At 41.7% G+C, this 17,967-nt stretch carries 14 protein-coding genes; 8 read left to right on the top strand and 6 right to left on the bottom strand.

What is annotated here, in order from left to right:
• Positions 1-58: 58 nt before the first annotated feature.
• Together pruA and BPOF4_RS14120 are read left to right on the top strand one after the other, a co-directional pair.
• A complete protein-coding gene (gene pruA / locus BPOF4_RS14125; protein WP_012959867.1) occupies positions 59-1,603 on the top strand; it encodes an L-glutamate gamma-semialdehyde dehydrogenase in 1,545 nt (514 codons plus the stop codon).
• A gap of 67 nt (positions 1,604-1,670) precedes the next feature.
• On the top strand, positions 1,671-2,588 hold the full coding sequence (locus tag BPOF4_RS14120; protein ID WP_041822949.1) for a proline dehydrogenase family protein: 918 nt from the start codon (positions 1,671-1,673) through the stop codon (positions 2,586-2,588).
• Positions 2,589-2,618: 30 nt separating this feature from the next.
• On the opposite strand, the gene BPOF4_RS14115 is transcribed toward BPOF4_RS14120, so the two are convergent.
• Positions 2,619-4,043 (bottom strand): sigma-54 interaction domain-containing protein, encoded by a 1,425-nt coding sequence (locus tag BPOF4_RS14115; RefSeq protein ID WP_012959865.1) that lies wholly within the window; start codon positions 4,041-4,043, stop codon positions 2,619-2,621.
• Positions 4,044-4,248: 205 nt separating this feature from the next.
• On the opposite strand from BPOF4_RS14115, the gene BPOF4_RS14110 reads away from it, so the two are divergent.
• From BPOF4_RS14110 to BPOF4_RS14100, 3 genes are all read left to right on the top strand, one after another.
• Complete coding sequence (locus BPOF4_RS14110; protein WP_012959864.1) at positions 4,249-5,439, top strand: ornithine--oxo-acid transaminase; 1,191 nt, start codon at positions 4,249-4,251, stop codon at positions 5,437-5,439.
• A 79-nt stretch (positions 5,440-5,518) separates the two neighbouring features.
• Positions 5,519-6,418 (top strand): arginase, encoded by a 900-nt coding sequence (rocF, locus tag BPOF4_RS14105; RefSeq protein WP_012959863.1) that lies wholly within the window; start codon positions 5,519-5,521, stop codon positions 6,416-6,418.
• Positions 6,419-6,551: 133 nt separating this feature from the next.
• On the top strand, positions 6,552-6,938 hold the full coding sequence (locus BPOF4_RS14100) for a YisL family protein (protein WP_235806188.1): 387 nt from the start codon (positions 6,552-6,554) through the stop codon (positions 6,936-6,938).
• A 49-nt stretch (positions 6,939-6,987) separates the two neighbouring features.
• On the opposite strand, the gene BPOF4_RS14095 is transcribed toward BPOF4_RS14100, so the two are convergent.
• Entirely contained in the window at positions 6,988-7,386 is a 399-nt protein-coding gene (locus BPOF4_RS14095; RefSeq protein WP_012959860.1) for a nucleoside 2-deoxyribosyltransferase, read from the bottom strand.
• Positions 7,387-7,509: 123 nt separating this feature from the next.
• On the opposite strand from BPOF4_RS14095, the gene BPOF4_RS14090 reads away from it, so the two are divergent.
• Genes BPOF4_RS14090 through BPOF4_RS14080 form a run of 3 tightly spaced genes read left to right on the top strand, consistent with a single transcriptional unit; the run spans position 7,510 to position 14,263 of the window.
• Positions 7,510-7,971: a GNAT family N-acetyltransferase gene (locus tag BPOF4_RS14090; protein WP_012959859.1), complete on the top strand. Its 462-nt coding sequence runs from the start codon at positions 7,510-7,512 to the stop codon at positions 7,969-7,971.
• Between the two features lie 7 nt (positions 7,972-7,978).
• A complete protein-coding gene (locus BPOF4_RS14085) occupies positions 7,979-10,855 on the top strand; it encodes a PD-(D/E)XK nuclease family protein (RefSeq protein WP_012959858.1) in 2,877 nt (958 codons plus the stop codon).
• Positions 10,856-14,263: a UvrD-helicase domain-containing protein gene (locus BPOF4_RS14080; protein WP_012959857.1), complete on the top strand. Its 3,408-nt coding sequence runs from the start codon at positions 10,856-10,858 to the stop codon at positions 14,261-14,263.
• A 36-nt stretch (positions 14,264-14,299) separates the two neighbouring features.
• On the opposite strand, the gene phnE (BPOF4_RS14075) is transcribed toward BPOF4_RS14080, so the two are convergent.
• The 4 genes from phnE (BPOF4_RS14075) to BPOF4_RS14060 form a co-directional block, all read right to left on the bottom strand.
• Entirely contained in the window at positions 14,300-15,100 is an 801-nt protein-coding gene (phnE, locus tag BPOF4_RS14075; protein ID WP_012959856.1) for a phosphonate ABC transporter, permease protein PhnE, read from the bottom strand.
• Complete coding sequence (phnE, locus tag BPOF4_RS14070) at positions 15,100-15,915, bottom strand: phosphonate ABC transporter, permease protein PhnE (RefSeq protein ID WP_012959855.1); 816 nt, start codon at positions 15,913-15,915, stop codon at positions 15,100-15,102. The genes phnE (BPOF4_RS14075) and phnE (BPOF4_RS14070) overlap by 1 nt, the downstream gene beginning before the upstream one ends.
• Positions 15,908-16,684: a phosphonate ABC transporter ATP-binding protein gene (gene phnC / locus BPOF4_RS14065; protein ID WP_012959854.1), complete on the bottom strand. Its 777-nt coding sequence runs from the start codon at positions 16,682-16,684 to the stop codon at positions 15,908-15,910. Before phnC ends, phnE (BPOF4_RS14070) begins: the two co-directional genes overlap by 8 nt.
• A gap of 93 nt (positions 16,685-16,777) precedes the next feature.
• Positions 16,778-17,746, bottom strand: coding sequence for a phosphate/phosphite/phosphonate ABC transporter substrate-binding protein (locus BPOF4_RS14060; RefSeq protein WP_012959853.1), 969 nt, complete (start codon positions 17,744-17,746; stop codon positions 16,778-16,780).
• Between the last annotated feature and the right edge of the window lie 221 nt (positions 17,747-17,967).

The raw sequence follows: 17,967 nt of genomic DNA, 5'->3' as shown, positions 1-17,967 counted from the left end.
AATTGGCACAGTTTTTGCACTATAAATAGGGTGACTAGACTTAAAGGAGTGGTTATACATGTCAGTACCTTACAAACACGAACCATTTACAGATTTTACGGTAGAGGAAAACCGTAAAGAATTCCAGGCGGCTTTAAAGAAAGTTGAAGCAGAACTAGGTCAAGATTTTCCGCTTCGTATTGGCGGCGAACTTGTTTATACGGATGATAAAATCACATCAGAAAATCCTGCTAAGAAAGAACAAGTAGTAGGAAGAGTTTCAAAAGCAACAAGAGATCATGCAGAACAGGCTATGCAAGCAGCCCTGACGACATTTGAAGATTGGAAGCGCTGGGATCCTGTGGCACGTGCTGAAATTTTATTTAAAGCAGCAGCGATCATCCGCCGTCGCAAACATGAATTTTCCGCATATCTTGTATATGAGGCAGGTAAACCTTGGAATGAGGCAGATGCAGATACAGCAGAGGCGATTGACTTCTTAGAGTATTATGGCCGCCAAATGATTGAACTTAAAAATGGGATCCCTGTCTTAAGCCGTGTCGGCGAGAACAATCAGTACGGCTATATTCCATTAGGTGTAGCTGTTGTTATTTCACCTTGGAACTTTGCTTTTGCGATTATGGCAGGAACAACAGTTGCAGCAGCAGTAACAGGAAACACAGTTCTTCTTAAGCCGGCTAGTACAACCCCTGTAGTCGCTGCGAAATTTATGGAAGTGCTTGAAGAAGCGGGAATGCCTGCAGGTGTCATCAACTACATTCCAGGAAGCGGATCTGAAATTGGTGACTACATCGTTGATCACCCGAAAACTCGTATGATCAGCTTTACTGGTTCACGTGAAGTAGGAGAACGTATTTATCAGCGTGCTGCAAAAGTAAATAAAGGACAGTATTGGTTGAAGCGTGTAGTTGCTGAGATGGGTGGAAAAGACACGATCGTTGTAGATAAAGATGCTGATCTAGATCTTGCTGCAAAATCGATTGTCGCTTCTGCATTCGGATTCTCAGGTCAAAAATGTTCAGCATGCTCACGTGCAGTCATTGTTGAAGATGTATATGATGAGGTTCTTGAAAAATCGATTGCCCTTACAAAGGAATTATCAGTTGGTGAAACAATTAACGATACAAATATGGGGCCGGTAAATGATCAAGCGGCATTTGATAAAATTATGAGCTACATTGAGATCGGCAAGGAAGAGGGCCGTATTGTAGCAGGTGGAACAGGTGACTCTTCTAAAGGTTACTTTATCCAGCCAACCATTGTGGCTGATGTGGCAGCAGATGCCCGCCTGATGCAAGAAGAGATTTTCGGACCGGTTGTTGCTTTCTCTAAAGCGAAAGACTTTGATGAGGCTCTAGACATTGCTAATAACACGGAATATGGATTAACAGGCGCTGTTATTACGCGCAACCGCCAGCATATTGAAAAGGCAAAAACAGATTTCCATGTAGGAAATATGTATATTAACCGCGGTTGTACAGGTGCAATTGTCGGCTATCACCCATTTGGCGGATTTAACATGTCTGGTACGGACTCTAAAGCAGGTGGTCCAGACTATTTACAGCTTTTCTTACAAGCAAAGACGATTTCTGAGTCGTTATAAAATGATACAGTGAGTGCACGGCAGGCTTTGCCGTGCCTCCTACCTTATGAATATGAAGAATGGAGATGTGGTTAGCATGGTACTTAAACCCATGTTTCTGTATTTGTCAAAAAATAAAGTGCTAAACCGTGGAGCTAAGCGTTGGGGACTTAAGATGGGGGCAAAGCAGGTTATCGCGGGGGTAACAATTAATGATGCAATGATTGCAGTGAGAGAACTTAATGATAAAGGGCTCGTAGCAACAGTCGACCATGTAGGTGAATTTATTACAACACGTGAGGAAGCATTAGAATCTGCAGATTATTGCTTGCAAACTTTGAAAGCGATTTCAGAGACTGGCGTGAAATGCAATTTATCATTAAAGCTCACTCAGCTAGGTCTTGATGTAGAGCGAGAGCTTTGCTATCAGAATATGAGAAAAATCGTAGGGAAGGCAGAGGAGCTAGGAAATTTTGTTCGTATTGATATGGAAGATTCTGCTCATTGTCAGCAAACGCTTGATTTATTAAACGAGCTGCGCGAAGAATTTCCACATTCAGTAGGAACGGTCATTCAAGCCTATCTATACCGTGCAAGCCAAGATGTCACTGATCTTCAAGGTGTTAACTTAAGGCTTGTAAAAGGGGCTTACAAAGAACCTAGTCAAATTGCTATTCAAGATAAAAAAGAGATTGATGACAACTACCTAGCAATCATTAAGCAGCACTTGCTTAGCGGCAGTTATACAGCAATCGCAACTCATGACCATATGATTATTGATAAGGTGAAAACGTTTTGTGCAGAAGAGGGGATCCCTAAGACGCAATTTGAATTCCAGATGCTCTACGGGTTCAGAAAAGAACTGCAGGAGACGATTGCAAAAGAAGGATATACGATGCGTGTTTATGTTCCTTATGGGACGGATTGGTATGGCTATTACATGAGACGTCTGGCAGAAAGACCGCAGAACGTCAGCTTCGTCTTACGAGGTCTATTATCTAAATAAAGAGCGACTATCGAATAGTCGCTCTAGTATTTATAAATCCTCTTCAGATAACGTCATTTTCTTTAATCGGTACTGAAGGTTTTGGCGGCTGATTCCAAGCGCTTTAGCTGCTTGGGAGATGTTGCCTTTATGCACCGTTAAAGCCTGTTTAATATAGTAATTTTCTACTTCGGCAAGATGTTCTTTAAGCGGCTTGTGTAAGAAAGTTTCCTTAGCTTCACTCACATGTTCGGCTTTACCTTCTGTGGGCTCTGTTTGTGCGGTGAACCTTCTTCTAATATGCATAGGCAAATGATAAAGCTCCATTTGACGCTCTGTTGACATAATGTTCATGGCTGATTCAATCACATGCTCTAATTCACGCACGTTGCCAGGCCATTCATACTGCTCAAATAATTCAAGAACATCTGCTGAAATCCAATCAACCTGCATTTGAAATCGTTTATTAAATTTAGCTAAAAAATGTTCGACCAGTAAGGGGATATCCCCGTATCGATCCTTAAGCGGCGGGATGTACAAGGAGACGACACCGAGCCTGTAAAACAGGTCTTTTCTGAGGCGGCCGTTTGATACGGCTTCAAATGGATCTTCATTCATCGTTGAGATGATCCGCACATCAACCGGAGTATCTTTCGTATCGCCGACCCGTCTAATGGTTTTCTCTTGAATTGCTCGTAATAACTTTGCCTGCAGGGGCAGGTTTAATGAATTGATTTCATCTAAAAGAAGGGTCCCACCTTCTGCTTGCTCAAATAAGCCAGGGTGTTCAACGGCTCCTGTAAAAGCACCTTTCTTTGTACCGAATAAAATACCTTCAATAAGATTATCAGGAAGGGCTGCGCAGTTTTGAGAAATAAACGGACCTCCAGCCCGTTCACTGCCATTATGGATGCTTTGAGCAAAAATTTCTTTGCCAGTGCCGGTCTCGCCAGTTAACAGAACAGAAGAACTCGTCCGGGTCGCACGCTTTGCTTCGTGAATGATTTGTGAGATTGCTTCACTTTGGCCGATAATCTTAGAGAACGTATAGCGGGTTTGATCGGATTTGTGCAATTGATCTTTCATTAATACTTCTAGACGGGTGATATCTTTTGATAACTCAAACGCACCAATGATCTCCCCGTCCTTATCTTTAAGAGGGTGAGTGTCATTCACAGCCGTTATTGGAAACCCTTTATTATTATAATATTGCTGCTTAATATTATAGGAATGCTGACCTTTATGTAATGCTTGCAGGAGCGTGCTGGTTTGCTCTTCTTTAAAGAGAAACACATCTAATAAATTTTTATGTAATACCTCATGCGGGGGCATAGACTCAATTTCTGTCATTTTCTTATTGTACATAATGGTTTCCCCATGAGAATTAACGATATGAACACCGACATCGATGGTATCTAACACTTGTGTAAGAATGTCTACAGTTTGCTCTAGTTGTTTTGGACTAACACGGTTCATATGGCACCTCCTACTGTAAGTATATGAAAGGCAGGACAAAAGTGCAAAAAAATTTGCAGAAAAGCGCAAACTTTTTAGTATTGTTTGCACCTGTTTAGCTGTGGAATGAGGAGATATTCCCTTACTATCACCTTTACGATATTGGCATTAATCTTGCATTTAGTTTTATAGAGACATTGCGAAATTTTGAGAGGAGATGTGTATCATGACAAAAACATCAACTATTATTGAAAAAACAGAGCAATTTGGGGCGAAAAATTATCACCCGCTTCCGATCGTTATTTCAAAAGCAGAAGGAGTTTGGGTAGAAGATCCAGAAGGTAATCGTTATATCGATATGCTTAGTGCCTATTCTGCGGTAAATCAAGGACACCGCCATCCGAAGATCATTCAAGCACTAAAGGATCAAGCGGACCGTATTACATTAACTTCACGTGCATTTCACAATGATCAATTAGCTCCTTTTTATGAGAAAGTAGCGAGCCTTACGAATAAAGAGATGGTCCTTCCGATGAATACTGGGGCCGAGGCTGTTGAGACAGCTGTGAAAACAGCACGCCGCTGGGCTTATGATGTGAAAGGTGTGGCAGATAACCAAGCAGAAATAATTGTTTGTGAAAATAACTTTCATGGCCGTACAATGACAGCTGTTTCGCTATCTTCAAGTGATGCTTACAAGCGTGGATTCGGTCCGATGCTGCCAGGTATTAAAATTATCCCTTATGGTGATGCGAATGCTTTAAGAGAAGCGATCACACCAAATACGGCTGCTTTCTTAGTTGAGCCGATTCAAGGAGAAGCAGGAATTATCATTCCTCCAGATGGCTTCTTAAAAGAAGTGCGGAAGATTTGTACGGAACAAAATGTATTATTTATTGCAGATGAAATACAATCAGGTCTAGCTCGTTCTGGTAAACTATTTGCATGTGACTGGGAAGAAGTAGAGCCTGATATGTATATTTTAGGAAAAGCATTAGGCGGCGGAGTAATGCCTATTTCTGTCGTATGTGCAAATCGTGATGTATTAGGTGTATTTGAGCCAGGCTCACATGGATCAACATTTGGCGGAAATCCCCTTGCATGTGCCGTTTCTATTGCAGCGCTAGAAGTAATCGAAGAAGAAAATCTTGTGAAACGTTCTCATGACCTAGGAGAGTATGTGATGGAGGAACTTCGTAAAATTCCTCATGCTGATATAAAAGAAATTCGCGGCCGAGGGTTATTTATTGGAATCGAACTTCATGTCCCTGCTCGTGAGTATTGTGAGAAGCTGAAAGAACTTGGATTATTATGCAAAGAGACACATGAGAACGTGATTCGTCTTGCACCGCCGCTTATTATTTCAGAAGAAGATTTAGAGTTTGCTTTATCTAAGATTAAGCAAGTATTTGCATAAGTTCAGGCTAAAAGCAGGGTGATACATTCACTCTGCTTCTACATACATACTAGGAAAATAGGAAAAAGGGGCGTTTTTTATGCAGCATTTAAAAATTGGTGTCATTGGAGTACCTATGGATTTAGGACAAAACCGACGTGGGGTTGATATGGGACCAAGTGCGATACGATATGCAGGGCTCCTATCAAGACTTGAAGCTTTAGGGCATGAAGTGAAAGACTTTGGTGATATTACCATTGAGCGAAGAACAGAAGAGGAAGTCTCCCCTGGACTTAAAAACCTATCCCAAGTAATAAAAGCAAATGACCTTTTACGTATGAAGGTAGAAGCGATCGAAGAGGAAGGGTATTATCCTCTTGTTTTAGGCGGTGACCATAGTATTGCCATCGGTACACTTGCAGGAGTAACAAAAGATCGCAAAAATCTGGGCGTGATCTGGTATGATGCTCATGGAGATTTAAATACGAGTGAAACCTCTCCTTCTGGCAACATCCACGGCATGCCCCTTGCAGTAAGTTTAGGATTGGGTGATGAGTCTCTTACTTCTATTGGAGGGTTTGCTCCTAAAATTAAGCCTGAGCACATTGTTATTATCGGCGCCCGTTCATTAGATGAGGGGGAGAAGGAATTAATTAAAGAAAAAGGGATTAAGATTTTTACGATGCATGAAATTGACCGAATCGGTATGACAAGAGTTATGGAAGAAGCCATCGAGTATGTGAAGACGAATACGGACGGTGTTCATTTAAGCCTCGATTTAGACGGGCTTGATCCAAACGATGCCCCTGGTGTCGGTACCCCTGTACTTGGCGGGATTTCGTATAGAGAAAGTCACCTTGCAATGGAAATGCTTGCTGAGGCTGGCATTTTGACGTCTACTGAATTCGTAGAAGTAAATCCCATTTTAGATGAGCGTAATAAAACAGCAGAAGTGGCCGTTGCCTTAATGGGTTCATTATTCGGTGAGAAGCTTCTATAAACTAAGGAGGAGAGAGTGATGAGCTCTCTCCTTTGGGTTTTCGGTCATCTTATGGCAATTCAGCAAACATTCTTTAGTTTTATGAGGAATTCTTTTTCATTCTTTCTTTTTTAGATTATAATGGGAACGAGTGATGGAAGGAAAAGAGGTGAATAGGATGTATAATGCGCTTTATCAATCTCATATCGGTTCTTGGGCCATTTTAGTTATACTGTTTTTTATCTGTTATTTCTTAATGAAATCAGGTAAAGCAAAAGGTGCAAAAATCGTACATATGGTTCTACGTTTGTTCTATATTATTATGCTTGTTACAGGAATCGGCATGCTGATCAATTTAGGTTTCCCGCTTATGTATGTAGTGAAGGGAGCACTTGCCTTTTTCTTAATTTATGCAATGGAAATGATCCTTGTTCGCACAAAGAAGGGAACACTTGGTTCACAAGCGACAATGTACTGGGCGATTCTTATTATTACCCTTGTATTAGTTGTCCTTCTTGGGTATGGAGTTATTTCATTTTAATCAAAAAAACACACAGTCAGCTCAGACTGTGTGTTTTTTGATATGCAAATTAATGATAGGACTTTTGATCAGCAACAACTTGATCGATCAACTGATTAATGCTCCCAATGCATTGAGTTACCTCTGGCAGATGATAGAAGGTGCTCGTAACCTCTAAATCATTTATTTGATCATCTGGAGAATAGAGATAGATGCGCTTTTCTAGGCTGATTGCCATGCCAAGTTCAATATGAGTTCCTTTTCCTCCTGGCAGCAAAATGATGACAAGGTCTGCCTCTCTCACACCATCTCTTTCATGCTGGCCAATCGCGATTAGGTCCTCTTTTGTTTTGGCGCGGCCATTTTTCGTCCAATCATATGTATGAATGAAACCTTCCTTTCTTAACTGTTCACTAACATGCTGAACGGCTGCGCTATTACTGAAACTTGAAGCAACATAAAACTTCATAGATTCCCTCCTTAACCCATTTTTTCTATTATTCTACCACGTAAATACCTGCCTGAGACTACAGGATCAACAGGATGAATGGTAAACTGTTAGAAGGATTGTATACAGGCAGGAGTGTTACGTATGGAATGGATGTTAAAGACATTTAATGAGCTGACAATTAATGAACTATATGAATTGATTCAATTACGAATTGATGTGTTTGTTGTAGAACAAAATTGCCCCTATAAAGAGCTTGATAATAAAGATCAAGCTGCGCTTCACTTATTAGGCTACGTAGATGGTCGTCTTACAGCATACAGTCGTCTGTTTAAGCCCGGTGATTCCTACGGCGAAGAAGCTTCAATCGGGAGAGTAATTGTACGCCGGGATGCGCGTTCTTTTGGATATGGAAAAGAGCTGCTGATGCAATCGATCACTCGCTTAGAACAGTTTGCAGAGGGCGCTAATATTAAAATACAAGCTCAAGAGTACCTGCATCGCTTTTATCAGTCGTTCGGTTTTCATTCGATCTCTGACGTATATGATGAAGACGGTATTCCACATATTGATATGATTCGATCTGTCCGCCATAGAGAGGAGTGAAGTGAACGTGCGACTAATTAAACAAACGTCTTTTAAAGATGTTGCTAAGATTGACCGTTTAAAAGAAGCTTGTGCGAAACAGCAGGAGGAGAAAGGTTCCGTATTTTATCTCTTGCCATCAGGGAGCTGGCTTAAAGAAGCTAGGAAAAGACAGCCTGGTGTTCGCTATACGACATTTGATGATCTGGCGGCGTTTATTGTTAATGAGGCAGAAGGGGAGCCTATTTACCTCGATGAACATGAACGAGCGTTATTTTTCCAAAATATGATGAAAACAGATGAAAGGTACCGTTCATTTAATCAAAATCAAAGCAAGGTCCGTGGACTTGCTGACACGTACGGACAAATCAAACGTCTAGGGCTGGAGTTAGAAGATGCTCCTCGGTCTCTAGAAGAGTTTATGCCGCTCTTTAAGCAATATGAAGAGCAAACGGTTCATAACCAAAAAATGTACGACCCTGAGAATACCGTATTAAGAGCAATAGAGCTTCTGGACAATCAAAAGCCACGTGTAGCCAGCGTATATATTGATGGCTTTATTGATTTTGGTCCGCTGCAATTTATTCTGCTAAAAGCGCTTGTGTCAGCTGGAATACCGGTTACGATCTATCTGCCAATCGATCAGGAGTTTGCTATCATTCAACAAACGCAAAAAGAATTAACGGCATTAGGGTTTCAGATGCATGCAGAAACAGATCTTTCTGCCGAGCCAGCAGAGGATGTTGATGTGATCGCTGCAAGCACGAAAAATGAAGAGATACGTGCTGTTTTAGAAGAAATTAGAATGTCGCCACTTTTATATGAGGAAACAGGGATTATCGTGGTAGATGAAAAAGATGGAGCTTCCTTACTGCGATATTACGCCGAACAATATAAAATTCCTTTAAATGTGCCGATAAAAAAATCACTTGATTGCTCCATATCCTTTCAATTTATTCATAAGCTGCTGACATGGGATTATTCTAAAACCAATCGCTTCGAGCTATTGCCGCTGATCGATCAAATCTTTACTCTCCATGGCTTAAAAGGAATAGATTATGTAAAGGCAAAAGAAGCATTCCTAGCTACAGGTGACATTATTCATCAGGAATCAAGAGAACTCTATCAAAGGATTAAAGAGTTCAATTGGCGAAAGTCCTCAAGCTTCTACCATTATTTAAAACAGCTCAGTCAAGCTGTTATCCAACTTGAATTAGATGGAAAATGGAGACAGAGGCAAGGACAGGAAACTAGGACAAGTGAATTAAAAGACATCGTATTTGAACTTAAGACCATCGAACGACTGACTGAATTAGTGAGTGATTATGCCGAAAAGCTCGAAGCAAAACATTTAACTGATCTTCATATGACACTTGATGTATTTGCTGATTGGGTATTAGAGCTTGCAAAAAGAACAGAGTTGTTTACAGCCAGAGGCTCAAAAAGGGGTATTCAAGTTCATACATGGCGTGATATTGGATTATTCGAAGGAAAGAAAATGTATGTCATTGGAATGAATGAAGGAGCCTTTCCTGCTGTTCATCAGCTTGGCGGATATGTTCATGAAAAAGATTTATACAATCTTCCTGTTGAAGGAGCACTCCCGACGCAAGAGCATTTTAGACACAAGCAGCAAGCTTATTTTGGGCAATTACTGCTTGCAGCCAAATCAATTGTATGTACGTACACAAAAGGGCTTGACCCCAATCACCCGCATCTTCCTTCCCCGTTTATCGAACAATGGCTGCAAAAGGATGGAAGAGAGTGCACGTTTGAAGCTAGAATGAAGCATTCAATAAGCTTTTCAAAAGAAGACCAAATAGAAAAGACCGCCTATCATATGGGGCTTGGCATGAAGGTTTTAGAACCGGCCGCTGAACTCGTACAGCTTTCACAAAGGCATCAGTACTTAAGTGAGGGCGAGGAGAAGCTAGAAGAAGCTCATCAAGATTCCCTCATGAAGAATACTGTATCGATTACAGAGCTTGAAAGTTACGCTAGGTGTCCATTCAAACATGGCTTAGAGAGGGTGCTTCAGGTAGGGGAAGTAAAGAGTATACAAGAGCGGATCTCTCCCATCGATATCGGCCAGATGATTCATACGTTGATAGAGTCGATCTATAAAGAGCTTGATTTGATTGGGGTTCCGTTTGGTGAGTGTACAGAAGAAATAAAAAATGAGGTCCCAGTTCTTTTAAAAGAGAAATTTGAAGAGTTATGGGAACAAATTGAATCAACCGCCTTTGAGATTTCTAGGCTTGATTTACTTCTTGAGAAAGAAAAGTGGTGGCGGAAGATAAACAGGTGGTGGCAGGCAGAGCGAAAACATTTTTGGGACAATCCTCATCTTAGTGAAATGAAGATTCATTCGCTTGAAACGTCCCTTCGTTTAGAACTTGAATTAGATGAAGGTACAACGCTTCATTTGACCGGTAAAGTTGATCGTGTTGATCTTGATCAGGAAGGGTTCACGATTTATGACTATAAAACAGGGTTTGCACATGTGAAGCTTGAAGAGGAAGTGCGAAGCGGGCTAAAGCTTCAATTGCCGCTGTATGCTAGAGCTCTAAAAGAGCAATTAAGCACAACTGATGCTGCCCTTCGTGCTCACGGTGCCTCGTATATTTCACTGCGAGAGCCGGAGAAGCGTGCAGGTAATGGTATTTGGCGTTCAGATCAAATTGGAAAAAGCTCTAAATTCCTTGTTCATCACTCTTGCAAAAACAAAGAGGATGATCTTGGAGGGGATGAATTTATGGAAGTCTACGAATTAAGAAACAAAGTGCATTCCTTATGGAAGGGCACGCATACGGAATTTTCAGTAAGACCGCTCGATTGTTCGTCTTATTGTCCCTACAAATCGGTCTGTCGAGTGACAGAAGATCAAAAGGAGGGGCTTTACTAAATGGAATTTAATAAAGCACAAACATCCGCCATCACCAATGAGCAATCTCTTGTGGTCATCGCTGCAGGGGCAGGTTCTGGTAAGACGCGCGTATTAACAGAGCGGATCATGTACTTGCTCGAAAAAGCATTTCATGAGCCTTCCTCAAGTATAGCCGCTACGATCGAAGAGGTTGCAGCGATTACGTTTACCGAAAAAGCAGCTCGTGAAATGAAGGATCGAGTTCGCAAACGTATTAGTGAGAAAGAGGTTTTAGCACAGACGGAAGCAGAGGCAGCGTTTTGGAGGGAACAAAAAGAACTAGTGGAAAGAGCTCATATCTCCACTTTTCACAGCTTTTGTCAGCAGCTGCTAGGTCAGTATGCGATGGCCGCAAAGCTCCCCCCTAAAATACGAATTATTGATGAGGTGGAAGCAAAGCAGTTAAAAAGAGATGTCTTAAAAAAGCATCTGCAGGATGTTGAATTTACAGCTTCAGCGAAAGAGTTTTTTTCTTATATGAGCAAAGATCAATTTATCTCTACGATGGAAGACATTCATGCTTCTATATCAGAGCTCGTGATAGGAGAAGATGCTGTACTCCAACTGCAAGCGGACGACATGCTTCATTCTCAAGCGGAAGCCGTGAAAGAAAAGCAAATAAAGACAGTTGAAGCTTTCCATAAGGCTGCACTTGATCTGATCCCTCAATTTCCGTCGGCAGAAGGGTTAACTAAAGCTCAAGCCGGACATGTTGATAGGCTTCAAGAAGCTTTTTTATCGCCGCCTTCCCCGTCTGGTCCGAATGAGTATATGGATTGGCTGATCGGAGTAATGCCTAAACGTACTGATAAAAAGTGGCAAGAAGCGATCCCAGCCCTATTTCAGCTGTTTGAAGAGCACTGGAAGCCATTAAAGGATGACTGGAAGGCGGTTGGTGGAGAAGTGGAGATAGATGAAGCCGCCAGCTTGCTTTTAGGGCGTTTTATTGATTTACTGTGCGACTTTCATCTTGCTTATAAGAGAGAAAAGGAGCTTAGGGGAGTAGTGGATTTTAGTGATCTCCAGCAAAAGGCGGTATCGCTCCTAGAAAATAAGGAGATACAAGAGGCTTGTCAAAAGCAGTTTCGCCATATGCTTGTAGATGAATTCCAAGATACGAACCGTCTGCAGCTTGAGATGCTTGAGCGGATTAATCCTTCCTACCGCTTCATTGTCGGTGACACGAAACAATCGATCTATCGTTTCCGCGGGGCGAATGTAAGATTGATGAATGAGCTTGAACAAGATGCTGTCGAACAAGAAAATGCCGAAGCCATTGAAATGAATATCAATTATCGAACGTGTAAACCGATTATTGATGGAGTGAATGCCTTGTTCCAAAGTGCAATGACTGATCACATTACAGAAAGCTACCAAACCCGGTATGCAGCTCTTAGTGCCAATAGAGAGGCAGAACAACCTGATCAAAAGCAAATGGAATTACTGCTTCTTAACAAGGAAGAAACAGATGAGGAAGCGGGCTCGTACGAAGCTCTCGCTCACCGGATCAATGAGATGATCACATCACAACAGCCGCGTGTCTTTAAAGGGGAGAGCTGGCAAGCACCAGCATTCAAAGACATGGCGGTACTCATACCTGCTCGTACAGATTTATTAAAGCTCGAGCGTGCGTTTAGTAAGCAAAACATTCCCTATACAGTGTATGGGGGTATTGGATTTTATGAGCGGCAGGAAATCATTGATTTCCTTACCCTTTTGCGTTGGATGAACAGGCCGTTTGAAGATGTGTATGTATTATCTCTATTAAGAAGTCCGCTTATTGGTCTTACGATGAATGATTTTGTCACGATTGCAAAACAAAAAGAAGCGACACAAAGCTTTGCAGATTATCTGTATCAACTATCTGAATCAATGCCTCAAACGGGTCTAGCTGATTCAAGTGATCTTCCCGCTCAACAAATTTTGGATGCTGCCCTTAAACTGAAGGAATGGCTCCTGAACTATGTACCATTCTCTATTAAAGGATCCCCTGGTGAAACCTTTGATAGGATGATCAAAGAAACAGGGCTTGTGCATAGTTTGCTTATCCAATCAAACGGCCTCCAAAAGGTGAAAAATGTAGAAAAATTAATTCAAATGATTGAGCAATCACACTTAAGAAGCTTAGAGGAGATTATTCATTTTATTGATGAGAGAATGGCTTTAAATGATAAAGAGGGCGAAGCGGAAATGGAACGCACAGAGGGAGACGCGGTCAATATTATGACGATCCATGCCTCAAAGGGATTGGAGTTTCCAATTGTGTATCTGCCGCAATTAGAACGTTCTGTACAAGGAGACAAGGGTTCAGTTCGGTTTGATGCGAAGCTGGGTATTGTCTGGAGCTTAGAAGAAGAGACAGATAACCTTGAGGCCCGACCTAAAAAGCTTGTCACCCCTGGCTTTGAACTTGTTAAGGAGGCGGCAGGTCTTGAGTCAGAAGAAGAGTCCAAACGACTGTTTTATGTGGCAGCGACACGTGCAAAAGATTACTTAGTCATGATTGGGAACGGGGATGGCGCAAAAAAATCCTGGCTTCACCTTATTGAAGAGGCAAGAGACTGTGGGCCATTAGAAGACTATATAACGGTCGTAAATGAGATCTCTGAGCAGCTCCCGCATCATGCAGAGAACCATTTGTATAAGGGAACGGAGCTAGCGGCGAAAAAAGAAGTTCTCTATCCTCTGTCAGTGTCTGAGATCATGACGTTTATTCATCAACCTGAAGAATACTATGAGAAGTATGTGTTAGGAGTAAATGAGTCTCGCCGCTTAAGAAGTGATGCGGATGCCGATCAAGAAACACGAGTGCAGCAAGTAGACCCTGCAGTTGTCGGGACGCTCGTTCACAGGGCTTGTGAACTAAGGGATTATGGCTTTGGAGCCCAAGAAGCAGTCACAGAAGCGATGAACTATGTGGATGAGCTTAATGACACAGCTTCTGTTAAAGTTTCTTACGAACAAGAAGTGAGTGAACTAATGGAAACATACAGTGAAGCTCAGCAAACGGAACTCGGTACTCCTGTTGAAAATGAATGGTCATTTGCAACAGAAATTGCCGGCGCTGAGGTCATTGGAGAGATCGATAAAGTCGTTGAAAGAGACGGCTGCTTGCATATTATTGATTTTAAAACGAATCGAATTAAGCGGTCAGGCAGTGAGTGGCTTGCAGTATATGATGTCCAATTATACCTTTACAAAATGGCTTATGAACAAGAGACAGGACACACCATTTCTACCATGTCTCTCTATGTGTTAAGAGATAAAGAAAAACCTCTGCACACCATTCATGTAGAAGAAGAAAAAGAAGTATCAATTAAAAAAGCTATTCAAAGATTGGTTTATTTACGTAAAACAAATGCAGATCTCATAGACTATATAATGTAGAAGAAAGCGGACAAACCACTGGTTTGTCCGCTTTTTCTATACAATCCGTTTTCTAATCATCGCACTTAACGTGTCAATGATCGTGACGACCACAACGATAACGACAAGAATCATTCCAACTTCGTCCCAGTTACGATTTTGTGTAGCGATCGTAATTAATGTTCCAATACCGCCGGCTCCAATAATACCTAAAATCGTCGAAGCACGAACATCAATTTCAAATCGGTAAATCGCATACGATAAGAACTCAGGAATAATTTGCGGAATAATCCCGTAGAAGAGGACTTGAAGCTTATTTGCCCCATTAGCTTCAAGAGCTTCGACTACATTCATATCAATTGATTCAATGACTTCACAATACAATTTGCCAAGCATCCCGATCGAACCAATAGCAATTGCTAGAACCCCTGCAAAAGGAGAGGGGCCGATTGCAGCAACAAACATTAATGCAAGAACCAGCTCCGGGAAGGCACGAATGGCGTCTAGCAGCCATTTTGAAAAGGTATTTAATAGTTTGCTTTTAACCATATTACTCGCAGCAAAAAAACCAAAGGGAATGGCTAATATGGCTGCAAGCAGAGTTCCGGTATAGGCCATCTGCAGCGTTTGCCACATCAGCTCCATTACTTTTCCAAAAGCGGACCAATCGGGTGAGAACAGCTGGGGGATCACCCGGCTGAAATTGTCAATCGAACGCTCGCTGAATACCCGAGTCCATCTAATATCAATTCCTATAAAGGTCCATAAATATAAAGCGATCACTGTTGCTGTAATAAGACTAAATCCAATCCATTGTTTCTTCGTTCTTTGTTTCTTAAGTGTCAGCTTATGTTCCATTAGACAAGTCTCTCCCTTATTTTATTACTGATGTAATCAATGATGACAACAGCAATAAAGATGATGAGAATAATCGTCATCACTCGCGGGTAATTGAAGAAGCTTACTTGCTGTTGAAGAAGCAGCCCCACACCGCCAGCCCCGACAAATCCGAGAACGACAGAGGCCCTCACATTAACTTCAAATACATACAAACCAAATGAAACAAACTGAGGCAGTACTTGCGGCATGACCGCATACCAAATCACTTGCAGCGTGTTCCCTCCTGATGCGCGAATGGCTTCAAGCGGATTGGTGTCTATAGCTTCAATCGTTTCATACATTAACTTTGCTAAAATCCCTAATGAGAATATAAAAAGGGCCATAATTCCAGGGAAGACTCCTACACCAAAAATCCCTACAAAAATAACTGCTAATAGAATATCCGGGATTGTACGCAAAACATTCATGATAAAGCGGACAGGCTGGTGAACCCATTTACTAGGAAACAAGTTGGCAGCAGATAAAAGAAAAATAGGAATGCTTGCGAGCGCTGCAAAAGTGGTTGCGATGATCGCCATTTGAATGGTCTCAGCAAGGTATTCCCACACTTGCGGAGCATAACTCCAATTGGGAGGGAAGAGGTCCTTTGCTACTCGCTCAAATCCTGACCAGCCGTCAATAAAATCGATAAGAGATGATTCTGTTGCAATTGAGGTATAAATATATAAACCAATAATAGCAAGGAGAATAACCGACATTTGACGTTTGACTTTTACAGAATAGAGCGCAATAGATGTTCTGTTATTCGTTTCATTATTTATTCCGTTACTCATCATCTTGACCTCCTACAAGGTCATCCTCTCTGATCTTTCGTCCATATATCTCTTCAAATGTTTCTTCTGTTACTTCACTTGCGGGGCCGTCAAAAACAACTTCGCCAGCACGCATGCCGATAATACGGTCAGCATACTCCATTGCCATATCGATAAAGTGTAAATTGACGATCGTTGTAATCTTGTCTTCTTGGTTTACTTTTCTAAGATACGTCATTACCTGATGCGATGTCGGGGGATCAAGACTAGCTACCGGTTCGTCGGCGAGAATGATTTTTGGCTGCTGCGTAAGAACCCTGGCGATCGCTACGCGCTGCTGCTGGCCGCCGCTAAGTTGATCGGCGCGCTGGTGCATTTTTTCAGTGATGTTCACACGTTTTAGGCTGCGATGAGCGAGTGCAAGATCTTCTTGAGAATAAAGGCTTAATAAACTTTTGAGAGTTCCCGTATGACCGAGGCGGCCTGAAATGACATTTTTCATCACAGTTGATCGTTTGACGAGATTGTAGTTTTGAAAGATCATCCCTACTTTTGTGCGAAGTTCACGAAGCTTTCTCTGATTAAATGAAAGAATATTTTCATCATCTATAAGCAGCTCCCCCTCAGTTGGTGTAACAAGGCGGTTCATGCTGCGGATGAGAGTCGATTTTCCCGCACCGGATAATCCAACAATGACGACAAACTCTCCTTCATTGATTTTGAGATTAATATTTTTTAAGCCTTGTGTACCATTTGGATAAACAAGAGATGTCTGTTTAAATTCAATCATGATCGTACCCCTTCCTGATGTAAGCCTGGCAAATAAAAAGGAGGAGAATCATTCCTCCCCCTTCGTCATGTTAAAGGTTATTTGTGAACCTTGTTAATCTAATGAAATTGCTCCATCATCTTTGAACTTTTCATAGGTGCTGCGGACCACATCGTAGTCGCTGTCAGCTGCTTCATCAATGCCTGTCCAGTTATACACTTCATCCATAATCGTAAGCATTTCTTCGTCGTCATTGAAAGATAAGAAAGCGGCACGAATCTGCTCGATAAAGTCAGCCGGCATGTTTGTGTTAGCGCTGATCGTGTCATTAGGAATATCAGCTGTGAAATCAAGCTGCACTAACTCATCCATTGCTTCAGGATAATCGCCCTCAATCGCTGTACGTGCATCTTCAAATGTAGTGGCAACATCAGCATCGCCTTCAAGAACCATAATCATGGCATTGTCATGTGAACCAGCTTGGATTAAATCACTGAAATAATCTTCTACAGCTTCTACACCATACTCATCCATTAATTGAGCAGCAGGGAATAAGTAGCCGCTTGTTGAAACGTTATCTGGGAAGGCCCATACTTTGCCTTCAAGATCTTCGATTGATTCGATGCCAGAATCTGCACGAACAGTATATTGTGCTCGGTATGTAGAAGAACCGTGGCGAACAGATTTTAGAATAGCTTCAACGTTGTCATAACGCTCGGTTGCAAGAACATAACCGAAAGCTGGGATAAAGCCGATATGAACACGATCATTTCCCATTGCTTCAACTAATGCTGTATAGTTCGTCATTACTTGTCCCGATACTGGGATTCCTAATTCCTCAGAAAGACGGTCAGCTAGCGGTGCTACTGTGTCAGCAATCTTGTCTGAATCTTGTGATGGTACAAAGCCCATAATCAGTTCTTCAGGCAGGTCTTCAGCAGCTCCTGCATCCTCTTCAACTTCTGTATCTTCCTCTTGTGGCTCTGGATCTTGAGTTGCTGTTGTTTCCTCATTACTCTCCCCGCAAGCAGCGAGCATTAATGCGAGCAGCATCATAAGTAAAGCTGTCATCACTTTTTTCATTTCTTTTCCCCACCTCGTATGTATTTGTGTGTCTTACAGCTGTGATTATGGAGGATAGACAATGACAAATCTACACATTGTACCGTATTTTTACACATTGTTTATAATCGGTTTACAAATTTACACCTTTAACAATATCTTTACCTTTTTTGTAGAAAACTGTAAAAGAACAGCGTGTGATTAATGTTACGATGACTATATGTGTTTGATTTTTTTGAAAG

This window comes from Alkalihalophilus pseudofirmus OF4 (assembly GCF_000005825.2).
Classification (GTDB): Bacteria; Bacillota; Bacilli; order Bacillales; family Bacillaceae_D; genus Alkalihalophilus; species Alkalihalophilus pseudofirmus.
The sequence above is the reverse complement of the archived record's forward strand: the minus strand, read 5'-3'. Positions and strand labels throughout refer to the sequence as shown.